The organism is Streptomyces hamibioticus (assembly GCF_047946815.1).
Lineage (GTDB): Bacteria > Actinomycetota > Actinomycetes > Streptomycetales > Streptomycetaceae > Streptomyces.
The window spans coordinates 1,341,676-1,360,857 of record NZ_JBKKQY010000001.1 but is presented as its reverse complement, the minus strand read 5'-3'; the positions used below and the strand labels follow the sequence as shown (position 1 = coordinate 1,360,857).

Sequence of the window (19,182 nt, the reverse complement as noted above, 5' to 3'; positions counted from 1 at the left end):
ATCCGTATCCGGACGGAACAGGCCCCGTTCCGGTCAGTCCCCTTGGCCGCCCGCGCGGTCCGTCAGCGCGGCCACCGCCTCCTTGGCCGCCTTGATCGCACCCTTGTTGATCTCGTCCGTGCCAGGCGCCTTCTTCGTCTCGAAGTCGCTGCCGTTGTACGTGATGACGACCAGCGCGTTCGCGGCGCGGGCCAGCACGGTGCCCTCACGGGTCTGCTGCCCGTCCTCGGTCGTCAGGTTCACCACCGAGTAGGCCGCGTCACCGAGACCGGGCACCTCGCCCCCGCCGCTGCGGTCCTCGACCCGCTCCCGGTAGGACTTCTCCGCCGTCTCGTCCGACTTCATCACCTCGAAGGAGACGTCCAGCCAACGATATTCGTAGCCCTTCAGTGCGTTCCAGGAACAGGTCCGGCGCACCGTCGAGTCCGTCGACGGTATTTCCTTTCCGGCCGTCTTGGCGCCCGGCACCAGCGAGGAGATCGTGCCCTTGGCCAGGCTGGCGCACGGCGTCGGCGCGGAGGTGTACGTCCTGGCGACGGCCTGCGTCGACGGCGCGGACGGCGCACTGCTCCCGGTCTGCTCGGTCCGGGGCTGCGTCTTGTGCTCGGCGGCCGGCGCCGCGGCGAACGGGCCGGACGACAGCGCCCAGCCCGCCGAGGCGAGCACGGCGACCGGGGTCAGGCGCGCGACGAGGGCGAGCGGCAGGGGAAGGTGACGCACGGCGCACTTCTCATGGGGACGGTGCGGAGGGGGTCCCGCACTGCGGACGGGACGCCAGTTTCACACGAGTGTCCGTGGGGCGGAAGTGCCAACTCGCTGCGTGCCCGCCCGATGACGCAGGCGAGCGGGCCGCGGCCGAACGCGCGCCACTATGAGGCTTCTTGCGCAGTCTGTGAGGAAAGGGCGGTTTCGATTCGGTCCACGGCGAGGAACGCGCCGTAGGCGACGAGATGCACCAGGCAGTGGTCGGTGTGCTCCGGGCGGCGCCAGGCCGCCACGTCCGCGTCCGCGATCCGGTACGGCGCCAGGGCCGCCAGCAGCGCCAGCCGCGCGCCGGGCCGCTCGGCCCGGTCAGGGAACCCGTCCGGGCCGAGCGGCGGATGCGTTCCGTCCCAGGCGCCCACGGCCTGCCGTACGAGGGCCTGGTCACCGGCGTCGAGCAGGCCCGCGCCGGCCAGGGCGGCCGTGCGCAGCGCCGCGTACGCCGGGCCGACGGCCGCCCCGGCCGCCCAGGCCGGCCCCGGACCGGGCTCGTCCAGCAGGGCCAGGGCGGCCCCCGGCGCGGCGGGGCGGCGCACGGCGGAAGTGAGCGCCCGGCCCGCGAGACTGCGCGCCGGGCGCAGGCGCTCCGCGCCGCCGGGGAGCAGGTTCTCGGCCAGCAGCGCCGACACGATGCGGTTGATGAAGTGGAAGGCCAGCGCGGTGCCCAGATAGTCGGGGGCCTCCTCGCGCGGGAACGGCCACGGCTCGCCGGCGGCCCCCGGGACGCGGGTGCGCCGCGCCCAGTCCAGCACGCGCGCGTGCCGGTCGTCCTCGGGCGCCTCCCCGCGCGCCAGCCGCTCGGCCAGGGCGTGGTCGCCGGTGGCGTGCAGCAGCACGGGGTGGGCGCTCACGCAGAACGGGCACCGGGTTGGCGAGCGACACCCCGAAGGCCGCGACCTCCTTGCCGGTCCGGCCGCCGGGACCGGCGATCAGCGACTCGCGCGTCAACGCCCGGGCGGCAGCGAGGAGTTCGGGAGCGGAGGAGAGCACCACGAAGGTGGGCGGGTCGGCGATGCCGAAGTCGCGGGCGATCTGTGCGTAGACCTCGGCGGCCCGTCCGGTGGCCGACTTCGGCGGGAGAGGGCGGGTGTGACGGAAGAGAGCGGACTGTGTGGTCATGGACCCCAGCGTGCGCCGCGGGGACCCTCCCGGTCGTCGTACGGCCGGATGCGGTCGGCGCTGCGCCGGCCGGGCCCGGCACCCGCGGGCACTACTGCGCGGGGAGTGGTCCGGCAGCCGTCCACAGGGCGGACGCCCGCGCCGTCCGGGCCGTCCAGGGTGCGGGCATGAGCGGGCACCGGGTCACACGCAGGCGGCTCGCCGACGCGGCCCTCGCGGTCGGCGCGCTGGTCCTGACCACGGCCGCCGTCGACGACGACACGACCGCACTCGGACCACGTGCTCGTCGTCCTCGCCTCGGCGGCCCTGGCCTTCCACCGCACCGCACCCCGCGCGGTGCTGGCCGTCACCACCGCGGTCGGCACCGCGTACGTCGCACTGGTCGACGTGCAGATGCCGGTGATGTCGGGCATCGAGGCCACCCGCCGGATCGCCGCCGACCCGGCCCTCGCCGCCGTCCGGGTCGTCATCCTCACCAACTACGGCCTGGACGAGTACGTCTTCGAGGCGCTGCGGGCGGGAGCGAGCGGCTTCCTGCTGAAGGACACCGAACCGGCCGACCTGCTCCAGGCCGTCGAGGTGGTGGCGCGCGGCGAGGCCCTGCTCTCCCCCTCGGTCACCCGCACCCTGATCGGCGAGTTCGCGGCCCGGCCGCCCGACCGGGCCACGGCGCCCGGTCTGGAGTGCCTCACCCGCCGCGAACGCGAGGTCACCGCGCTCGCCGCACGCGGCCTGACCAACGAGGAGATCGCCGCCCACATGGTCATCAGCCCGCTGACCGCCAAGACGCACATCAGCCGGGCGATGACCAAGCTCGGTGCCCGGGACCGGGCCCGACTCGTGGAGTTCGCCTACGAGTCGGGCCTGGTCACTGCCCGTCGCCGCTGAGCGCTCACCGGGCCACCGGAGGGTTGAGGCGGGCGAAGCCCGCCTGGCGCTCGTAGGGGAAGTACGGATAGGGCGCCGTGCTGCTGCTCGCCGCGTCGAGCCTGGCCAGCTGGTCGGCCGTGAGCGCCCAGCCGGTGGCGCCGATGTTCTGGCGGAGCTGCTCCTCGTTGCGCGCGCCGATGATGACGGAGGAGACGGTCGGCCGGTGCAGCAGCCAGTTGATGGCGATCTGCGGAATGGTTTTGCCGGTCTCCTGCGCGATCTCGTCGAGGGCGTCGACCACCCGGTAGAGGCGCTCGTCGTCCACGGGCGGGCCGTAGTCCGCGGTGGCGTGCAGCCGGCTGTCGGCCGGCAGCGGCCGGCCGCGGCGGATCTTGCCGGTGAGCCGTCCCCAGCCGAGCGGGCTCCAGACGAGTGCCCCGAGGCCCTGGTCGAGCCCGAGGGGCATCAGCTCCCACTCGTAGTCGCGGCCGACGAGGGAGTAGTAGACCTGTTGTGCGACGTAGCGCGGGTGGCCGTGCTTCTCCGCGGCCGCGAGGGACTTCATGGTCTGCCAGCCGGAGAAGTTGGAGACCCCGACGTAGCGGACCTTGCCCGCCCGTACGAGGTCGTCGAGCGTCGACAGGACCTCCTCGACGGGTGTTCCGGCGTCGAAGGCGTGCAGCTGGAACAGGTCGATGTAGTCGGTGCCGAGCCGGCGCAGGGCGTTCTCGCACGCGGTGATCAGGCGTGAGCGGGAGGTGCCCGCGTCGCCCGGCCCGTCGCCCATGGGCAGGCCGGTCTTGGTGGACACGATCACCTGATCCCTGCGGCCCTTGACCGCCGCGCCCAGCACCTCCTCGGACGCGCCGTCGGAGTAGACGTCGGCGGTGTCGAACATCGTGATGCCGGCGTCGAGGCAGATGTCCACGAGACGGCGTGCCTCCCGCGCGTCGGTGTCGCCCCAGGCGCCGAACAGCGGACCGCGGCCGCCGAAGGTGCCCGCGCCGAAGCTCAGTGCCGGGACCATGAGTCCGGACGCGCCCAGCCGCCTGTATTCCATGACTGACCCCCTCTGTTCGTAACCTAACAGGTCTCTGGTCCCGTTAAGATGTCCTCACGGTAGCACGAGTCGGCCATTAATGAAACTGGAGTCCCGTTATGAGTTCTGAGGGTGTGGATCAGCCGGGGAGTGTCCGTCCCGGAGGGCGCACGGCGCGGGTGCGGGCGGCGGTGCTGCGAGCGGCGGGGGACGTGCTGGCGGAGCGGGGGCTCGCCCACCTGGACCTCGCCGACATCGCGCGCCGGGCGGAGGTGGGCAAGACCACCGTCTACCGGCGCTGGGGAACGGTGGCCAACCTGGTGGCCGACCTGCTGACGGACATGGCCGAGCAGTCACTGCCCCGCACCGAGACCGGCTCGCTGCTCGGCGACCTCACGGCCAACGCCCGGCTGGTGCGGCGCACCCTGACCGATCCACGGCAAGGGGCGCTGTTCAAGGCGGTGATCGCGGCCGCCACCTGCGACCCGAGGACCGCCGAGGCGCTGCGCCGCTTCTACGACATCCGGGTCGCGGAGTGGGCCCCCTGCGTCCAGCAGGCCGTCGACCGGGGCGAGGTGCCCGAGGGTACCGACGCCCACGAGGTGATCCGGGCCGTCTCCGCCCCCCTCTACTACCGCCTGCTGACCATCGGCGACGGCCTCGACGAAGCCGCCGCGGACCGGGCCGCCGAGGCCGCCGCGGCGGCGGCGCGCGCGGGGGCGTACCTGCGGGCGGGGTGAGACGGGCCTGGTCGCCGGGGAGCACGGTGGGCGGGCCGAGGCGCACCGGCCGGCAGGCGGCCGTGGAACCGCCGAAGCGCGTGGAGGTGCCGGACGCCGCGACGGCGCGGCCTGGCCCTGCGGCCGAGCCGGCGGCGGAGCCCGGCGGCGGACCGATCAGTAGCCTGCTCCCTGGTCCGGCCGACCGGAGCCGAGCCGAAACACCCCGCGTTCCCCCGGAGCGGATCCGGAACAGGGGCGGGACCGGCAGACACACGGAAACACCGAGGTGAGAAATGCAGTTCACCACCCGCCCCACCCTCCAGGGCACCTTCGGCATGGTGTCCTCCACCCACTGGCTGGCCTCCCAGTCGGCGATGGCCGTTCTGGAGGACGGCGGCAACGCCTACGACGCCGCCGTGGCCGGTGCCTTCGTCCTGCACGTCGTCGAGCCGCACCTGAACGGCCCCGCCGGGGAGGTGCCGATCCTGCTCGCGCCGGCGCGCGGCGAGGTGCGGGTGCTGTGTGGGCAGGGCGTGGCGCCGGCCGGGGCGAGCGTCGCGCACTACCGCGGGCTCGGCCTGGACCTCGTCCCCGGCACCGGTCCGCTCGCCGCCGCCGTGCCCGGTGCCTTCGACGCCTGGATGCTCCTGCTCCGCGACCACGGCACCAAGTCCCTCGCCGACGTGCTGAAGTACGCCATCGGCTACGCCGAACACGGGCACCCGCCCGTGGAGCGCCTCGGCGGGACCGTGGAGACCGTGCGGGAGCTGTTCGAGACGGAGTGGACCTCCTCGGCGCAGGTCTATCTGCCGGGCGGCCGTCCGCCCCGGGCCGGCGCGCTGTTCCGGAACCCCGCGCTCGCCGCAACTTGGAGGCGGCTGCTCGCCGAGACCGAGGGGGCGGGGGACCGGGAGGCGCGGATCGAGGCGGCACGGCGGGTGTGGCGCACCGGGTTCATCGCCGAGGCCCTGGTCCGGCAGGCCGGCCGGCCCACCATGGACACCAGCGGCGAGCACCACACCGGCACCCTCACGGCCGCCGACCTCGCCGGCTGGTCCGCGACCTACGAGCGGCCGGTGACGTACGACTGGAACGGCTGGACCGTGTGCAAGGCCGGCCCCTGGAGCCAGGGCCCGGTCCTCCTCCAGCAGCTCGCCCTGCTCCCGCCCGAGCTGCCCCGCCACGGCTCCGCGGACTACGTCCACCTGCTGATCGAGGGGTGCAAGCTCGCCCTGGCCGACCGGGAGGCCTGGTACGGGGACGCGGCCGACGTGCCGCTCGACGACCTGCTGTCGGCCGAGTACAACGCGGAGCGGCGCGGGCTCGTCGGACACCGGGCCTCCTTCGAGCTGCGGCCCGGCAGCCCCGGCGGGCGCACCCCGCGCCTGTGCGCCCACGCGCGCGTGGCGGCCGCCGAGGGGACCGCCCGGGCCCTTCCGGGCGCCGGTGAGCCGACGGTCGCCAAGAGCCCCACCTCCCCGGTGCCGGGCGAGCCGGACGTCGCCGCCGACGGCCGCACCCGCGGCGACACCTGCCACCTCGACGTCGTCGACCGCTGGGGCAACATGGTCGCCGCCACGCCCAGCGGCGGCTGGCTGCAGTCCAACCCCGTCGTGCCGGAACTGGGCTTCCCGCTCGGCACCCGGCTGCAGATGACCTGGCTGGAGGAGGGCCTGCCGAACTCGCTCACCCCGGGCCGCCGGCCCCGCACCACGCTCACGCCCTCGATCGCCCTGCGCGACGGCGCGCCCGTCCTGGCCTTCGGGACGCCCGGCGGGGACCAGCAGGACCAGTGGCAGCTGCACTTCCTCCTCGCGGTCGCGCTGCGCGGACAGGTGCGCGGCGGCCTCGACCTCCAAGGCGCCATCGACGCGCCGGACTGGCACAACGACAGCTTCCCCGGCTCCTTCTTCCCGCGCGGCATGCGGCCGGGCAGCGTCACGCTGGAGTCCCGCACGGACCCCGAGGTCGTCGAGGGACTGCGCCGCCGTGGTCACGACGTCACCGTCGGGGACCCCTGGTCCGAGGGCCGGCTGTGCGCCGTCGCCCGGGACCCGGAGACCGGGATCCTGTCGGCGGCGGCCAATCCGCGGGGCATGCAGGGGTACGCGGTCGGCCGCTGAACCGGCGGGCCGGGCACGGGCGGGACTCGCCCGCGACGGGCGGCAGGTCCGCTGCCCGTCCCACCCGGAACCCGCTGTTCACGGCGATTCCGCCCGGCGTGCACCGGCCGGGTGGGGATTGTCAGTGGCGCGTGCTCTCATGGAGACATGATCGAAGACAGCGAGACCATCGACGAGTTTCTCGCCCGGCACGCCGACGAGGTGGAAGAGGCCGTCCGCAAGGCGGCCGCCCAGGAGATCGTCCCGCGCTGGCGCCGGCTCGCCGCGCACGAGGTCGACCAGAAGACCGGACCGCACGACCTGGTCACGGACGCCGACCGCCTGGCCGAGCAGTACCTCACCGAGCAGCTCGTGGCCCTCCTGCCCGGCTCCGTGGTGGTCGGCGAGGAAGCGGTGCACGCCAACCCGGCGTCGTACGAGGCGATCCGCGGCGAGGCACCGGTGTGGATCGTCGACCCCGTCGACGGCACCCGTCAGTTCGTGCACGGCGACCCCGGCTTCTGCACGCTGGTCGCGCTCGCGCACCACGGCGTCGTGCTCGCCTCCTGGACCTACGCCCCCGCCCGCGACCAACTCGCCACGGCCGTACGGGGCAAGGGCGCCTTCCTCGACGGCGAGCGGCTGCACGCGGGCCCGCCGGAGCCCGGCCGCGAGCTGCGGGTGGCCACCTCCCACCCGGACTACACGACGGAGGAGCAGAAGCGCGCCCTGCTCGGTCTGCGCACCCCGGGCGTGGGCCCCCGCCCGTGCGGCTCGGCGGGACTGGAGTACCTCGCCGTCGCCCGCGGCGAGTCGGACGCCACCGCCTTCTCCTGGGAGGCAGCCTGGGACCACGCCGCCGGCCTGCTGCTGGTGGAGGAGGCGGGCGGCACGCACCTGACCCGCACGGGAGAGCCGTTCCGCATCACGGGGGGCAACGACCTGCCGTTCACGGCGGCCCGGGACGCCGCCACCGCCCGCCGGGTTGTGGCGCTGCTGTCGGGCGAGGCCGCCTGACCCCGGCCGCCCCGCCCCGTGAGGGGAGGCTGTCGGTGCCGCGTCATATCCTGATCTCAGTGGCCGTCGGCTGACGAAGGGGTCCGAAGGTGCCGTCGATGCTCGATGCCGTCGTGGTGGGTGCGGGGCCGAACGGCCTGACGGCCGCCGTGGAACTGGCCCGCCGCGGCTTCTCGGTCGCCGTGTTCGAGGCACGGGACACGGTCGGCGGCGGCGCCCGCACCGAGGAGCTCACCCTCCCCGGCTTCCGGCACGACCCGTGCTCCGCCGCGCACCCCCTCGGCATCAACTCCCCGGCCTTCCGCGGGCTGCCCCTGGAGCGGTACGGGCTCGAGTGGCTGCACGCCGACCTGCCCATGGCGCACCCGTTCCCGGACGGTTCGGCGGCCGTGCTGGCCCGGTCGGTCGGCGAGACCGCCGCCTCGTTCGGCCCGCGCGACGCGGGCACCTACCGCCGGCTGATCGAGCCCTTCCTGTCCCGGTGGGACACGCTCGCCCGGGACTTCATGTCCCTGCCGCTGAGCGCACTGCCCCGCGACCCGGTCACCCTCGCCCGCTTCGGCCTCGTCGGCCTGCCCCCGTCGACCTGGCTGCTGCGCCGGTTCCGCGACGAGCGGGCCAAGACCCTGTTCGCCGGGCTCGTCGCGCACGTCATGGCCCCGCTCGGCGGCCTCGCGACCAGCGCCATCGGCCTGGTCTTCGCGCTCGCCGCGCACGCCCGCGGCTGGCCGGTGGCCCGCGGCGGCTCCCAGTCCATCTCCGACGCGCTCGCCGCGTACCTCACCGACCTCGGCGGGACGCTGCACACGGACTACGAGGTCAAGCGCCTGGACGACCTGCCGCCCGCGCGCGCGTACGTCTTCGACACCTCGCCCACCGCCCTGGCCCGGATCGCCGGCCTCGGGCGGTACTACGACGGCTACCGGTACGGCCCCGGCGTCTTCAAGATCGACTACGCACTGGACGGCCCGGTCCCGTGGACCGCCGAGGAGGCCCGCGCCGCCGGCACCGTCCAGATCGGCGCCGACAGCACGGAGATCGGCACCGCCCTGCACGCGGCCTCCCGCGCCGGACAGGCGCCCCGCAGGCCGTTCCTCATCACGGTGCAGCCCAGCGTCGCCGACCCCACCCGGGCCCCGGACGGCAAGCACGCCTTCTGGGCGTACGGCCACGTCCCCCACGGCTGGACCGGCGACCTCACCGACGCCATCGAACGCCAACTGGAGCGCTTCGCCCCGGGCTTCCGTGACCGCGTCCTCGCCCGCGCCACCGCCGGCCCGCCCGAACTGGCCGCCCGCAACGCCAACTACATCGGCGGTGACATCGCCTCCGGTGCGGTCACCGGCCTGCAGACCCTGCTGCGCCCCAAGCTCTCGCTCTTCCCGTACGGCACCCCGCACCCGGCCGTCTTCATCTGCTCGTCCGCCACGCCCCCGGGCCCCGGCGTGCACGGCATGTCGGGACACAACGCGGCGAAGGCCGTCTGGCGCAGGCTGAGGCAGACATGACCGAGGCGGACATGACGGCGGGCAGGCCCAGGATCACGCTGGTCCGGGGCGACATCACCCGCGAGCGCGCCGACGCGATCGTGAACGCGGCCAACTCCTCCCTGCTCGGCGGAGGCGGCGTCGACGGCGCCATCCACCGACGCGGCGGCCCCGCGATCCTCCGGGAGTGCCGGGCGCTGCGCGCCTCGACGTACGGCAAGGGGCTGCCCACCGGCCGGGCGGTCGCCACCACCGCGGGCGACCTCGACGCGCGCTGGGTCATCCACACCGTCGGCCCGGTCTGGTCGGCCACCGAGGACCGCTCGGACCTGCTCGCCTCCTGCTACCGCGAGTCACTGCGCGTCGCCGACGAGCTGGGCGCCCGGACGGTGGCCCTTCCGGCCATCTCCACCGGGGTGTACCGCTGGCCGATGGACGACGCGGCCCGCATCGCGCTCACGACCGTGCGCGCCGCGCGGACCTCGGTCGAGGAGGCCCGGTTCGTCCTCTTCGACGACCGGGCGTACACGGCGTTCGCCGAGCAGGCCGGCCCGCCGCGCTGAGGCGCCGAGGCGCCCGCCCAGGACTCGGCCCGTTTCCCCTCCCGGACCCCCGCGTGCGCGGCGCGTCCGGTTGACGCTTTAATTGCATCCGATGTGCAACAACGGATGCAGGGCAACAAGCGTGGGGGACGACACATGACCAGCCATCGGATACGGACCGCCGCCGCGGCGGCAGCGGCGATGGCCGCGGGCGTCACCGCCTGCTCGGCCCCCGCCGGCTCCGGCGGCGCGGGCGACGGCAAGGCCGGCGACTCCGTCGTCATCGGCGTCGCCTCCGAGCCGGACACGCTCAGCCCGCTGCTCGGCTACGGCAAGGACGGCAACTCCAAGATCTTCGACGGGCTGCTGGCCCGCGACCGCGACCTGAAGCTGAAGCCCGCCCTCGCGGCCGGGCTGCCCGAGGTCGGCGACGGCGGCCGGACCTACACCTACACCCTGCGCAAGGGCGTGAAGTTCAGCGACGGCGAGCCGCTCACCGCCGACGACGTGGTCTACACGTACCGCACCGTGCTGGACGAGAAGACCAACAACACCGCCAAGAGCGAGCTGGACGCCGTCAAGAGCGTCAAGGCGAGCGGCGAGGACAAGGTCGTCTTCACCCTCAAGTACCCTTACGCCGCCTTCGCGGCGCGCACGGTGCTGCCCATCGTCCCCGAGCACGTCGCCGGAAAGCAGGACCCCAACACCGGCTCCTTCAACACCGAGCCGGTCGGCACCGGCCCGTACGTCCTCGCGAACTGGAGCAAGGGCGAGAAGCTCACCTTCAAGGCCAACCCCCACTACTGGGGCGGCAAGCCGAAGGTGACGTCCTTCACCATGGCGATCATCGCGGACGACAACGTCCGCGCCACCCGGCTGCGCTCCGGCGATCTCGACGGCGCCGTCCTCCCGCCCAACCTGGCCGCCACCTTCGACAAGGACGACGGCAGGCGCACGTACCAGGCCAAGTCGTACGACTTCCGGGCCGTCACCCTCCCCACGGAGAACAAGGTGACCGGCGACCGCACCATCCGGCGGGCCCTGGACGCGGCCGTGGACCGCCAGGCCATGGTCGACAAAATTCTCAACGGCGCCAGCCGCCCCGCCTACGGGCCGCTGCCCGCCGACGATCCCTGGTACGCCGAGGACATCGAGCGCCGGCACGACCTCGCCGGGGCCAAGCGCATCCTGGACGAGGCCGGCTGGAAGCCGGGCGAGGACGGCATCCGCGCCAAGGACGGGCAGCGCGCCTCCTTCACCCTCTACTACCCCTCGGGCGACAAGGTCCGCCAGGACCACGCGCTCGCCTACGCCTCCGACGCCAAGAAGGCCGGCATCGAGGTGAAGGTGGAGGGCGCCACCTGGGAGGTCATCGAGCCGCGGATGGGGCGTGACGCGGTGCTCGCCGGCTTCGGCAGCGTCGGCGACCCGGACTTCGGGCTCTACACCCTGCTGCACTCCTCCCTCGCCGGCGACGGGTTCAACAACATGGCCCGCTACGACAACCCGGCGGTCGACAAGGCCCTCGACCAGGGCAGGCGGAGCCAGGAGCCGACGGAGCGCGAGGCCGCCTACGCCACGATCCAGAAGGAACTGGTCGAGAACCCCGGGTACACCTTCCTCACCCACATCGACCACCTCTACGTGCTCGCCGACCGCTGGAGCGGCCTGACCACCCAGCTCGAACCGCACGAGCACGGCTTCGCCAGCGGCCCCTGGTGGAACATCGAGGACTGGCAGCCGAAGAAATGACCCGCGCTCCCGGGCGACTGCCCTGGGGAGCGATGGCACGGCTGGCGGGGCGGCGGGCGCTGTTCGCCGCCCCCGTCCTGGTCGTCGTCACGTTCGCCGTGTTCGCGATCGCCGCCGCCTCCCCGTTCGACCCCGTGAAGGCCTACGCCGGCACCGCCGCGCTCGGCGCCGACCAGGAGACGCTGGACCGGCTGCGCGCCAACCTCGGCGTCGGCGAGCCCTTCGTCGCCCGCTGGTGGCACTGGTTGACCTCCGCGCTCACCGGCGACCTCGGCCACTCCACCGTGATGCGGCAGCCGGTGGCCCAGGTGATCGGCGAACGTCTCGTGTGGTCCGCGCTGCTGTGCGCCGTCGCCTTCGCCGTCGCCGTCCTCGTCGGCACCCTGCTCGGCGTGCTGGCCGCCCGCCGCCCCGGCTCCCTGCTGGACCGCGCGGTGACCTCGCTCGCCTACTCCCTGGAGGCGGCGCCGGTCTTCTGGATCGCGCTGCTCGCCGTGTGGCTCTTCGCCCTCCAGTGGGACGTACTCCCGGCCGGCGGTCTGACCGACACCGCGAGCCGGCAGGTCACCTTCGGGCAGGTCGCGAGCCACATCGTGCTGCCCGCCGGGGTGCTCGCCGCCTCCCAGCTGCCCTGGTTCACGCTGTACGTGCGCCAGGGCGTCGGCGACGCCCTGGCGGAGGACCCCGTACGCGGCGCCCGGGCCCGCGGGCTGAGCGAACGCACCGTCCTGCTCGGCCACGCCCTGCGGTCCGGGCTGCTGCCGGTGCTCACCCTGATCGGCTCCCGCGTCCCCGAACTCATCACCGGCGCGCTGCTGGTGGAGAGCGTCTTCAGCTGGCCGGGCATCGCCGCGGCCACCGTCGAGGCAGCCACCGCCGTCGACTTCCCGCTGCTCGCCGCGCTGACCACGCTCGCCACCGCCGCCGTCCTCGCCGGCAACCTGCTCGCGGACCTGCTCTACGGACTGTTCGACCCGAGGGTGAAGCTCAGTGACATGTGAGGCCCCCGCTCCCGTCGAGGAGAAGACCTGGCGGTCCCGCGGCGGCATCCGCCGCTCCACCCGCACCCTGCGCGTGCGCACCTCCGCGGTGCTGGTGGCCGTGACCGTCCTCGCCGTGCTCCTCGTGCCGCCGCTGGTCCAGCTCGACCAGCAGGCCGTCGACCTGTCCGGCAAGCTGCAACCGCCCAGCTGGGCGCACCCCTTCGGCACCGACGACGTCGGCCGCGACCTGCTGCTGCGCTGCGTGTACGGGCTGCGCGTCTCGCTGCTGGTCGGCGTGGCGGCGGCGCTGACGGCCACCGTGGTCGGCACCGCGGTGGGCGCCGCCGCCGGGGCGCTCGGCGGCTGGTTCGACCGCGGCATCATGCGGGTCGTCGACGCCTTCTCCTCCGTACCGCACCTGCTGCTCGGCATCTTCATCGTCGCGCTGTTCCGGCCGGGCGTCTGGCCGGTGGTGGTCTCGGTGGCACTCACCCACTGGCTGTCCACGGCGCGCATCGTCCGCGCCGAAGTGCTCTCCCTGCGCTCCCGGCCCTACATCGACGCCGCCGTCTCCGGCGGCGCCTCCCGCCGGCGGGTCGTGGCACGCCACCTGCTGCCCGGGGTGCTGCCGCAGGCCGCGCTGGCCGCCGTGCTGATGGTGCCGCACGCCATGTGGCACGAGTCGGCGCTGTCCTTCCTCGGCCTCGGGCTGCCCACCCACACCGCGAGCCTCGGCAACCTGATCCAGGACGCGCGGGGCTCGCTGCTCGCGGGCCAGTGGTGGCCGACCCTCTTCCCCGGCCTGTTCATCATCGTCCCCACCCTCGCCATCGCCGGCCTCGCCGGGGCCTGGCGGGAGCGGATCAACCCCCGGCGGCGATCGGAGCTGATGCTGTGAGCCACCAAGCCGACGCGACGACCGGGCGTGCCCCCGTGCTGGCGGTGCGCGGACTGTCGGTGCGGTTCCGCATGCCCGGCGGGCGCCGGATCGCCGCCGTCACCGACGCGCACTTCGACGTGGCGGCCGGCGAGTGCCTCGCCCTGATCGGCGAGAGCGGCTGCGGCAAGTCCGTGCTCGCCTCCGCCCTGCTCGGCCTGCTCCCCGGCAACGCCCAGACCGCCGGCCGGGCCCTGCTCGGCGACCTGGACCTGCTCGCGGCCGACGAGCGGACCCTCGCCCGCACCGTGCGCGGGCGGCTGATCGGCCTGGTCCCGCAGAGTCCGGCCGCCCACCTCACACCCGTCCGCACCATCCGCTCCCAACTGGAGGAGACGGTCGCGGCACTGACCGGCACCCGGGGCGGCGCGGCCCTGCGCACCGCCGCCGAGGCCGCCGCCGAACGCGCCGCGTTCCCCGCCGACCACCTCGACCGCCACCCGCACGAGCTGTCCGGGGGCCTCGCCCAGCGCGCCGCCACCGCACTCGCCCTCGTCGGCGACGCCCCGCTGCTGCTCGCCGACGAGCCCACCACCGGGCTCGACCGGGACCTGGTCGACCGCACCGTCGACGAACTGCGCCGGCACGTCGACGCCGGCACGGACGGAACCGGCCGCGCCCTGCTCATGATCACCCACGACCTGGCCGCCGCCGAACGCATCGCCGACCGCGTCGCCGTGATGTACGCCGGCCGCATCGTCGAACTCGCCGACGCCACCGCCTTCTTCGGCGACCCCGGCCCCCGCCACCCCTACAGCCGCGGCCTGCTCCAGGCGCTGCCCGACCGCGCCTTCACCCCCATCCCCGGCCTGCCGCCCGAACTCGGCGCCCTCCCCGCGGGCTGCGCCTTCGCCGCCCGCTGCGACCGCGCGACCGACGCCTGCTCGGTGCTGCCGCCGCTGTCCGGCACGGTCGCCTGCCACCACCCGCACGCCGCTCTGACGGAGGCCGCCGACCGTGCTTGACCTGCGCGACATCACCGCCGGATACACCAGGAACGCCCCGGTGATCCGGGACGTCTCGCTCACCGTCGCCCCCGGCGAGGCCGTCGGGCTGCTCGGCCCCAGCGGCTGCGGCAAGTCCACCCTCGCCCGGGTCGCGGCCCTGCTGCACCGGCCCGACGCCGGCACCGTCGTCGTCGACGGCGAACCCGTACGCCGCTGGCGCCACCGCGCCCCGCGCGAGCTGCGCACGGCGTTCGGCGTCGTCTTCCAGCAGGCGCGGCTGTCCGCCGACCCCCGGCTGGCGCTCACCGACCTGATCGCCGAACCGCTGCGCGCCACCGGCCGGCGCGAGGGCATCGCCGACCGCGTCGCCGAACTCGCCGGCACCGTCGGGCTCACCGGCGATCTGCTCACCCGGCGGCCGCACGAGGTCAGCGACGGCCAGCTCCAGCGCGCCTGCCTCGCCCGCGCCCTGGTGCTGCGCCCGCGCTGGCTGGTCTGCGACGAGATGACGGCGATGCTCGACGCCTCGACCACCGCCGCCCTGGTCCGGGTCGTGGAGGACTACCGCGCCGAGACCGGCGCGGGCCTGCTGGCCGTCGGCCACGACCGCACCCTGCTCGACCGCTGGTGCGACCGCACCGTCCAGTTCACGGACCTGACCGCCGTCGCCCCCGGGAAGGCGGTGGTCCGGTAGGACGCCCGCCGCCCGCTCGGCGCATCCCGGGCGGCCGCCCGGCTCCGTGTCGCGTTCCGCACCCCGCGGTGGCCGGTCGTCGACCCTCGGGCCTCTCAGGAACGCACAGAGTCCGACGCGGTGATTGATTCGGTTGTGTGCGAGTTCTAGGGTGTGTGGCTGACTCAGTCGTCGCCCCATCACCGGCAGTTACGATCCGGCCCGCTGTCAACTGCCGACGAGCACCGTGCGTTGAGCCGCCCCCAACCGACGCCCACGGAAGGCCACGGTCATGTCGCCCTCGCCCGTGTCACCCACCCCCCAGGCCCCCCGGCCCCGTCCGCTGGTCAGCCGCCGCCGGCTGCTGGAAGGCGGGGCCGCAGTGTTCGGCGCCCTGGCGCTGTCCGCGTCGCCCACCGCGGCGCACGCGACGGGACGGCGCGCCCCCGCCGCCCCCGACGCTCCTCCGGCCTGGCACGACTTCGGCGTCTTCCGGCTCGGCACCGAGCCGCCGCACACCACGCTCATGCCCTACGCGGACGTCCCCCAGGCCCTGGCCGGCGACCGCACCCGCTCGCCGTACCGCCTGAGCCTCGACGGCACCTGGAAGTTCGCCTACGCCGACCGCCCCGACGACCGCGACCCGGACTTCCACCGCACCGACCTGGACGACGGCGACTGGGAGACCATCCCGGTGCCCTCCGTCTGGCAGCTGCACGGCCACGACTTCCCGATCTACCTGAACGTCACCTACCCGTACTGGGGCCCCAACGGCCGGGGCGAGGATCCGCAGCCCCCGGCCCCGCCGACCCGCTACAACCCCGTCGGCCAGTACCGGCGCACCTTCACCGTCCCCCGCGACTGGGCGGGCCGCCGCACCTTCCTGCACTTCGAGGGCGTCAAGTCCGCGCACTACGTGTGGATCAACGGCCACCCGGTCGGCTACGACGAGGACTCCTTCACTCCCTCCGAGTACGACATCACCGACCACCTGAAGCCCGACACCAACCAGATCGCCGTCGAGGTCTACCGCTACTCCGACGGCGACTGGCTGGAGGACCAGGACATGATCCGGTTGAGCGGCATCTTCCGCTCGGTCTACCTGTACTCCACCCCGGCCGTGCACCTGCGCGACTTCAAGCTGGACACCCCGCTGAACGACACCTACAGCGACGCCGAGCTGTCCGTCACCGCGAGCGTGCGCGCCTACGGCGGCGGCGACGCCGGCCGGTACAGCGTCGAGACCCAGCTCTACGACGCCGGCGGCCACGCCGTCTGGTCCCGCCCGCTCCAGCAGCCCGCCGACCTCGGCACGGTGCGCGCCGGCCAGGACGTCACCGTCCGGGCCGCCAAGGCCGTGCGCTCGCCCAGGCTCTGGTCCGCCGAGCACCCGCACCTCTACACCGCCGTGCTGCGCCTGCGGGACCCGGCCGGAAAGGTGATCGAGACCCTCTCGCACCGCGTCGGCTTCCGTGAGTTCGCGCTTCGGGACGGGCTGATGCGCATCAACGGCAAGCCCGTCTCCTTCCGCGGCACCAACCGGCACGAAATGCACCCGGAGCGCGGCCTGGCGCTCACCCGCCAGGACATGATCGAGGACATCGAGGTCATCAAGCGGCTGAACATGAACAGCGTCCGCACCTCGCACTACCCGAACAACCCGCTGTGGTACGAACTCGCCGACGAGTACGGCCTCTACCTCGTGGACGAGACCAACCTGGAGACCCACGGCATCCGCGACGAGTACCCCGGCGACCACCCCGAGTGGACCGAAGCCTGTGTGGCCCGCGCGCAGAACATGGTCCACCGCGACAAGAACCACGCCTCGGTCGTCATCTGGTCACTCGGCAACGAGGCCGGCGGCGGCAGCACCTTCACCGCCATGCACGACTGGATCCGCTCCTACGACCCCACCCGCGTCATCCAGTACGAGGGCGACGACCGCCCGGGCGTCAGCGACATCCGCTCGGAGATGTACGACTCGCCCCAGCGCGTCGAGCAGCGGGCGAAGAACACCTCCGACACCCGGCCGTACGTGATGATCGAGTACTCCCACGCGATGGGGAACTCCAACGGCAACTTCACCGAGTACTGGGACCTCGTCCGCCGCCACGACGTCCTGCAGGGCGGCTGGATCTGGGACTTCGCCGACCAGTCACTGCGCCGGCCGGTCCCGCGGCGCACCCTGCTCACCGAGACCGGCCCCGCCCGGCTGCGCGGTGAGATCCTCGCCGCGTCCGGCACCTTCGAGCCCGGCAAGGGCCTGTCCGGCGGCACCGTCTTCGCCCGCGACGAGCGCCTGGACCTCACCGGCTCGCTCACGCTGGAGGCCTGGGTCACCCCGGGCGTCACCGGCTACCACCAGCCGATCATCGCCAAGGGCGACACCCAGTACGCCCTGAAGCAGAACAACCGGACGCTGGAGTTCTTCATCCACTCCGGCGGCCAGTGGATCACCGCCGGCTGGACGGTGCCGGACGACTGGACCGGCCGCGAGCACCACATCGCGGGCGTCTTCGACGCGGACGCCGGCACCCTCACCCTGTACGCCGACGGCACCCGGCGGGCGACCCGCACCACCGACCGGCGGCCGGACGTCAACACCGCGCCCCTCGCCCTCGCCACCGACGCCGACAACCAGGTCCGCGAGTTCAGCGGCACCATCCGCCGCGCCCGCGTCCACGCCCGCGCCCTGACCGCCGCCGAACTCGCCGACGACGACCGCGGCCCCGGCGACGAGGGCGTGCGGTTCTGGTTCGACGCGGCGACCGTCGAGGTGGAACGCAAGCGGCCGGAGGAGAAGACCTTCCTCGCCTACGGCGGCGACTGGGGCGACAACCCCAACGACGGCAACTTCGTCGCCAACGGCATCGTCACCGCCGACCGCGGCCACACCGGCAAGGCCGCCGAGATCAAGCGCGTCCACCAGGCGATCAACGTCCACAAGCGGCCCGGCGGCCCGGGCGCGGTCACGCTCGTCAACGAGTACCTCTTCACCGGCCTGCGCGAGTTCGACGGACACTGGGAACTCGTCGCCGACGGCAGGGCCGTACGGCGCGGACGGCTCACCCGGGACCAGCTGGACGTGGAGCCGCTGGCCGAGAAGGACATCACCGTGCCCGTCCGGCTGCCGGCCGACCCGGCGCCGGGCACCGAGTTCTTCCTCCGGCTGTCCTTCACCACCAAGGAGCCCACTCCCTGGGCGAAGGCCGGCTTCGAGGTCGCCCGGCAGCAGCTCCCGCTCGACGCGGACGTCCCCGCCGTGACCCCCGTGCCCCTGGACCGCGTCCCCGCCCTGCGCCACCGCGACGGCGACGACGAGGTCACGGTCGACGGCCGCGGCTTCTCGGTCACCGTCGACAAGCGCAGCGGCACCATCACCTCCTACGAGGCGAAGGGCACCCGGCTGATCACCTCCGGGCCCGTGCCCAACTTCTGGCGGGCACCCACCGACAACGACCGCGGCAACGGCCAGCACCTGCGCAACCAGACCTGGCGGGACGCCGGGGCCCGGCGCGAGGTGACGGAAGTGAAGGTGCGCGCCCTCGGCGAGCGCGCCGTCGAGATCAAGGTCGGCGGCACGCTGCCGACCACGACCGAGTCGACGTACACCACCACCTACACGGTGTTCGGCAACGGCGAGATCAAGGTCGACAACACCCTGCACCCGGGCGCCGCGAACCTGCCGTACCTCCCCGAGGTCGGCACGATGCTGTTCCTGCCGCGGGGCCTGGACCGGCTGCACTGGTACGGCCGCGGCCCCGAGGAGAACCACTGGGACCGCAACACCGGCACCGACGTGGGCCTGTACTCGGGAACCGTCGCCGAGCAGTGGACGCCGTACATCCGCCCGCAGGAGAACGGCAACAAGACCGATGTGCGCTGGGTCGCCCTCACCGACCGCCGCGGCGCCGGCCTGCTCGCCACCGGTGAGCCCCTGCTGGAGGTCAACGCCTCGCACTTCACTCCGGAGGACCTGTCGGCCGGCCTGCGCCACGACTACCAGCTCACGCCCAGGGAGGCGGTCGTCCTGCGGCTGAACCACCGGCAGATGGGCGTCGGCGGCGACAACAGCTGGGGTGCGCACACCCACGACGAGTTCAAACTGTTCGCCGACCGCGACTACTCCTACACCTACCGGCTGCGCCCGCTGACCGACGTGAAGGAGGCGATGGCGGCCTCGCGGCGGCCCACGGCGACCGACTAGGGGTCCGTGCGGGAGCCCGGGGT

Annotated in this window: 14 protein-coding genes and 1 pseudogene; 12 read left to right on the top strand and 3 right to left on the bottom strand. The window is 73.9% G+C overall.

All coding sequences use genetic code 11. The features are described 5' to 3' along the window. Nucleotides 1-33: 33 nt before the first annotated feature. Nucleotides 34-720 (bottom strand): hypothetical protein, encoded by a 687-nt coding sequence (locus ACLGIH_RS06175; RefSeq protein WP_416524193.1) that lies wholly within the window; start codon nucleotides 718-720, stop codon nucleotides 34-36. A gap of 149 nt (nucleotides 721-869) precedes the next feature. Continuing rightward, nucleotides 870-1,881 (bottom strand): annotated as a pseudogene (locus ACLGIH_RS06170) (carboxymuconolactone decarboxylase family protein). 336 nt (nucleotides 1,882-2,217) lie between these two features. Here ACLGIH_RS06170 and ACLGIH_RS06165 point away from each other — a divergent pair. Beyond that, complete coding sequence (locus ACLGIH_RS06165) at nucleotides 2,218-2,769, top strand: LuxR C-terminal-related transcriptional regulator (RefSeq protein WP_416529304.1); 552 nt, start codon at nucleotides 2,218-2,220, stop codon at nucleotides 2,767-2,769. A 4-nt stretch (nucleotides 2,770-2,773) separates the two neighbouring features. Here ACLGIH_RS06165 and ACLGIH_RS06160 read toward each other — a convergent pair whose 3' ends face one another. Next, nucleotides 2,774-3,811, bottom strand: coding sequence for an aldo/keto reductase (locus ACLGIH_RS06160; RefSeq protein ID WP_416524192.1), 1,038 nt, complete (start codon nucleotides 3,809-3,811; stop codon nucleotides 2,774-2,776). A gap of 98 nt (nucleotides 3,812-3,909) precedes the next feature. Here ACLGIH_RS06160 and ACLGIH_RS06155 point away from each other — a divergent pair, with 98 nt between their 5' ends. The 11 genes from ACLGIH_RS06155 to ACLGIH_RS06105 all read left to right on the top strand — a co-directional run bounded on the left by ACLGIH_RS06155 (nucleotide 3,910) and on the right by ACLGIH_RS06105 (nucleotide 19,159). Then, the gene (locus ACLGIH_RS06155) at nucleotides 3,910-4,530 is read left to right on the top strand and encodes a TetR/AcrR family transcriptional regulator (RefSeq protein ID WP_416524191.1); all 621 of its coding nucleotides are present in this window, start codon (nucleotides 3,910-3,912) and stop codon (nucleotides 4,528-4,530) included. A 275-nt stretch (nucleotides 4,531-4,805) separates the two neighbouring features. Further along, nucleotides 4,806-6,635, top strand: a complete 1,830-nt coding sequence (locus ACLGIH_RS06150) for a gamma-glutamyltransferase family protein (protein ID WP_416524190.1) — start codon at nucleotides 4,806-4,808, stop codon at nucleotides 6,633-6,635. Nucleotides 6,636-6,782: 147 nt separating this feature from the next. After that, nucleotides 6,783-7,631, top strand: coding sequence for an inositol monophosphatase family protein (locus tag ACLGIH_RS06145; RefSeq protein WP_416524189.1), 849 nt, complete (start codon nucleotides 6,783-6,785; stop codon nucleotides 7,629-7,631). 98 nt (nucleotides 7,632-7,729) lie between these two features. Further along, a complete protein-coding gene (locus ACLGIH_RS06140) occupies nucleotides 7,730-9,139 on the top strand; it encodes a phytoene desaturase family protein (protein WP_416524188.1) in 1,410 nt (469 codons plus the stop codon). A gap of 11 nt (nucleotides 9,140-9,150) precedes the next feature. Next, nucleotides 9,151-9,681 (top strand): O-acetyl-ADP-ribose deacetylase, encoded by a 531-nt coding sequence (locus tag ACLGIH_RS06135; protein WP_416529303.1) that lies wholly within the window; start codon nucleotides 9,151-9,153, stop codon nucleotides 9,679-9,681. A 135-nt stretch (nucleotides 9,682-9,816) separates the two neighbouring features. Then, nucleotides 9,817-11,412, top strand: coding sequence for an ABC transporter substrate-binding protein (locus ACLGIH_RS06130; RefSeq protein ID WP_416524187.1), 1,596 nt, complete (start codon nucleotides 9,817-9,819; stop codon nucleotides 11,410-11,412). Between the two features lie 32 nt (nucleotides 11,413-11,444). Then, on the top strand, nucleotides 11,445-12,413 hold the full coding sequence (locus tag ACLGIH_RS06125) for an ABC transporter permease (protein WP_416524186.1): 969 nt from the start codon (nucleotides 11,445-11,447) through the stop codon (nucleotides 12,411-12,413). Beyond that, complete coding sequence (locus ACLGIH_RS06120; protein WP_416524185.1) at nucleotides 12,403-13,293, top strand: ABC transporter permease; 891 nt, start codon at nucleotides 12,403-12,405, stop codon at nucleotides 13,291-13,293. The genes ACLGIH_RS06125 and ACLGIH_RS06120 overlap by 11 nt, the downstream gene beginning before the upstream one ends. Before the next feature lie 71 nt (nucleotides 13,294-13,364). After that, nucleotides 13,365-14,297 (top strand): ABC transporter ATP-binding protein, encoded by a 933-nt coding sequence (locus ACLGIH_RS06115; protein ID WP_416529302.1) that lies wholly within the window; start codon nucleotides 13,365-13,367, stop codon nucleotides 14,295-14,297. After that, the gene (locus ACLGIH_RS06110; protein WP_416524184.1) at nucleotides 14,290-14,973 is read left to right on the top strand and encodes an ABC transporter ATP-binding protein; all 684 of its coding nucleotides are present in this window, start codon (nucleotides 14,290-14,292) and stop codon (nucleotides 14,971-14,973) included. The genes ACLGIH_RS06115 and ACLGIH_RS06110 overlap by 8 nt, the downstream gene beginning before the upstream one ends. 271 nt (nucleotides 14,974-15,244) lie before the next feature. Beyond that, nucleotides 15,245-19,159: a glycoside hydrolase family 2 TIM barrel-domain containing protein gene (locus ACLGIH_RS06105; protein ID WP_416524183.1), complete on the top strand. Its 3,915-nt coding sequence runs from the start codon at nucleotides 15,245-15,247 to the stop codon at nucleotides 19,157-19,159. Nucleotides 19,160-19,182: the final 23 nt, after the last annotated feature.

What these genes read in the sequence shown, in the direction of transcription:
- ACLGIH_RS06160 (WP_416524192.1), bottom strand. Translation starts at nt 3,811, where the DNA reads ATGGAATACAGGCGGCTGGGCGCGTCCGGACTCATGGTCCCGGCACTG.
- ACLGIH_RS06155 (WP_416524191.1), top strand. Translation starts at nt 3,910, where the DNA reads ATGAGTTCTGAGGGTGTGGATCAGCCGGGGAGTGTCCGTCCCGGAGGG.
- ACLGIH_RS06150 (WP_416524190.1), top strand. Translation starts at nt 4,806, where the DNA reads ATGCAGTTCACCACCCGCCCCACCCTCCAGGGCACCTTCGGCATGGTG.
- ACLGIH_RS06145 (WP_416524189.1), top strand. Translation starts at nt 6,783, where the DNA reads ATGATCGAAGACAGCGAGACCATCGACGAGTTTCTCGCCCGGCACGCC.
- ACLGIH_RS06140 (WP_416524188.1), top strand. Translation starts at nt 7,730, where the DNA reads ATGCTCGATGCCGTCGTGGTGGGTGCGGGGCCGAACGGCCTGACGGCC.
- ACLGIH_RS06135 (WP_416529303.1), top strand. Translation starts at nt 9,151, where the DNA reads ATGACGGCGGGCAGGCCCAGGATCACGCTGGTCCGGGGCGACATCACC.
- ACLGIH_RS06130 (WP_416524187.1), top strand. Translation starts at nt 9,817, where the DNA reads ATGACCAGCCATCGGATACGGACCGCCGCCGCGGCGGCAGCGGCGATG.
- ACLGIH_RS06125 (WP_416524186.1), top strand. Translation starts at nt 11,445, where the DNA reads ATGGCACGGCTGGCGGGGCGGCGGGCGCTGTTCGCCGCCCCCGTCCTG.
- ACLGIH_RS06115 (WP_416529302.1), top strand. Translation starts at nt 13,365, where the DNA reads ATGCCCGGCGGGCGCCGGATCGCCGCCGTCACCGACGCGCACTTCGAC.
- ACLGIH_RS06105 (WP_416524183.1), top strand. Translation starts at nt 15,245, where the DNA reads ATGTCGCCCTCGCCCGTGTCACCCACCCCCCAGGCCCCCCGGCCCCGT.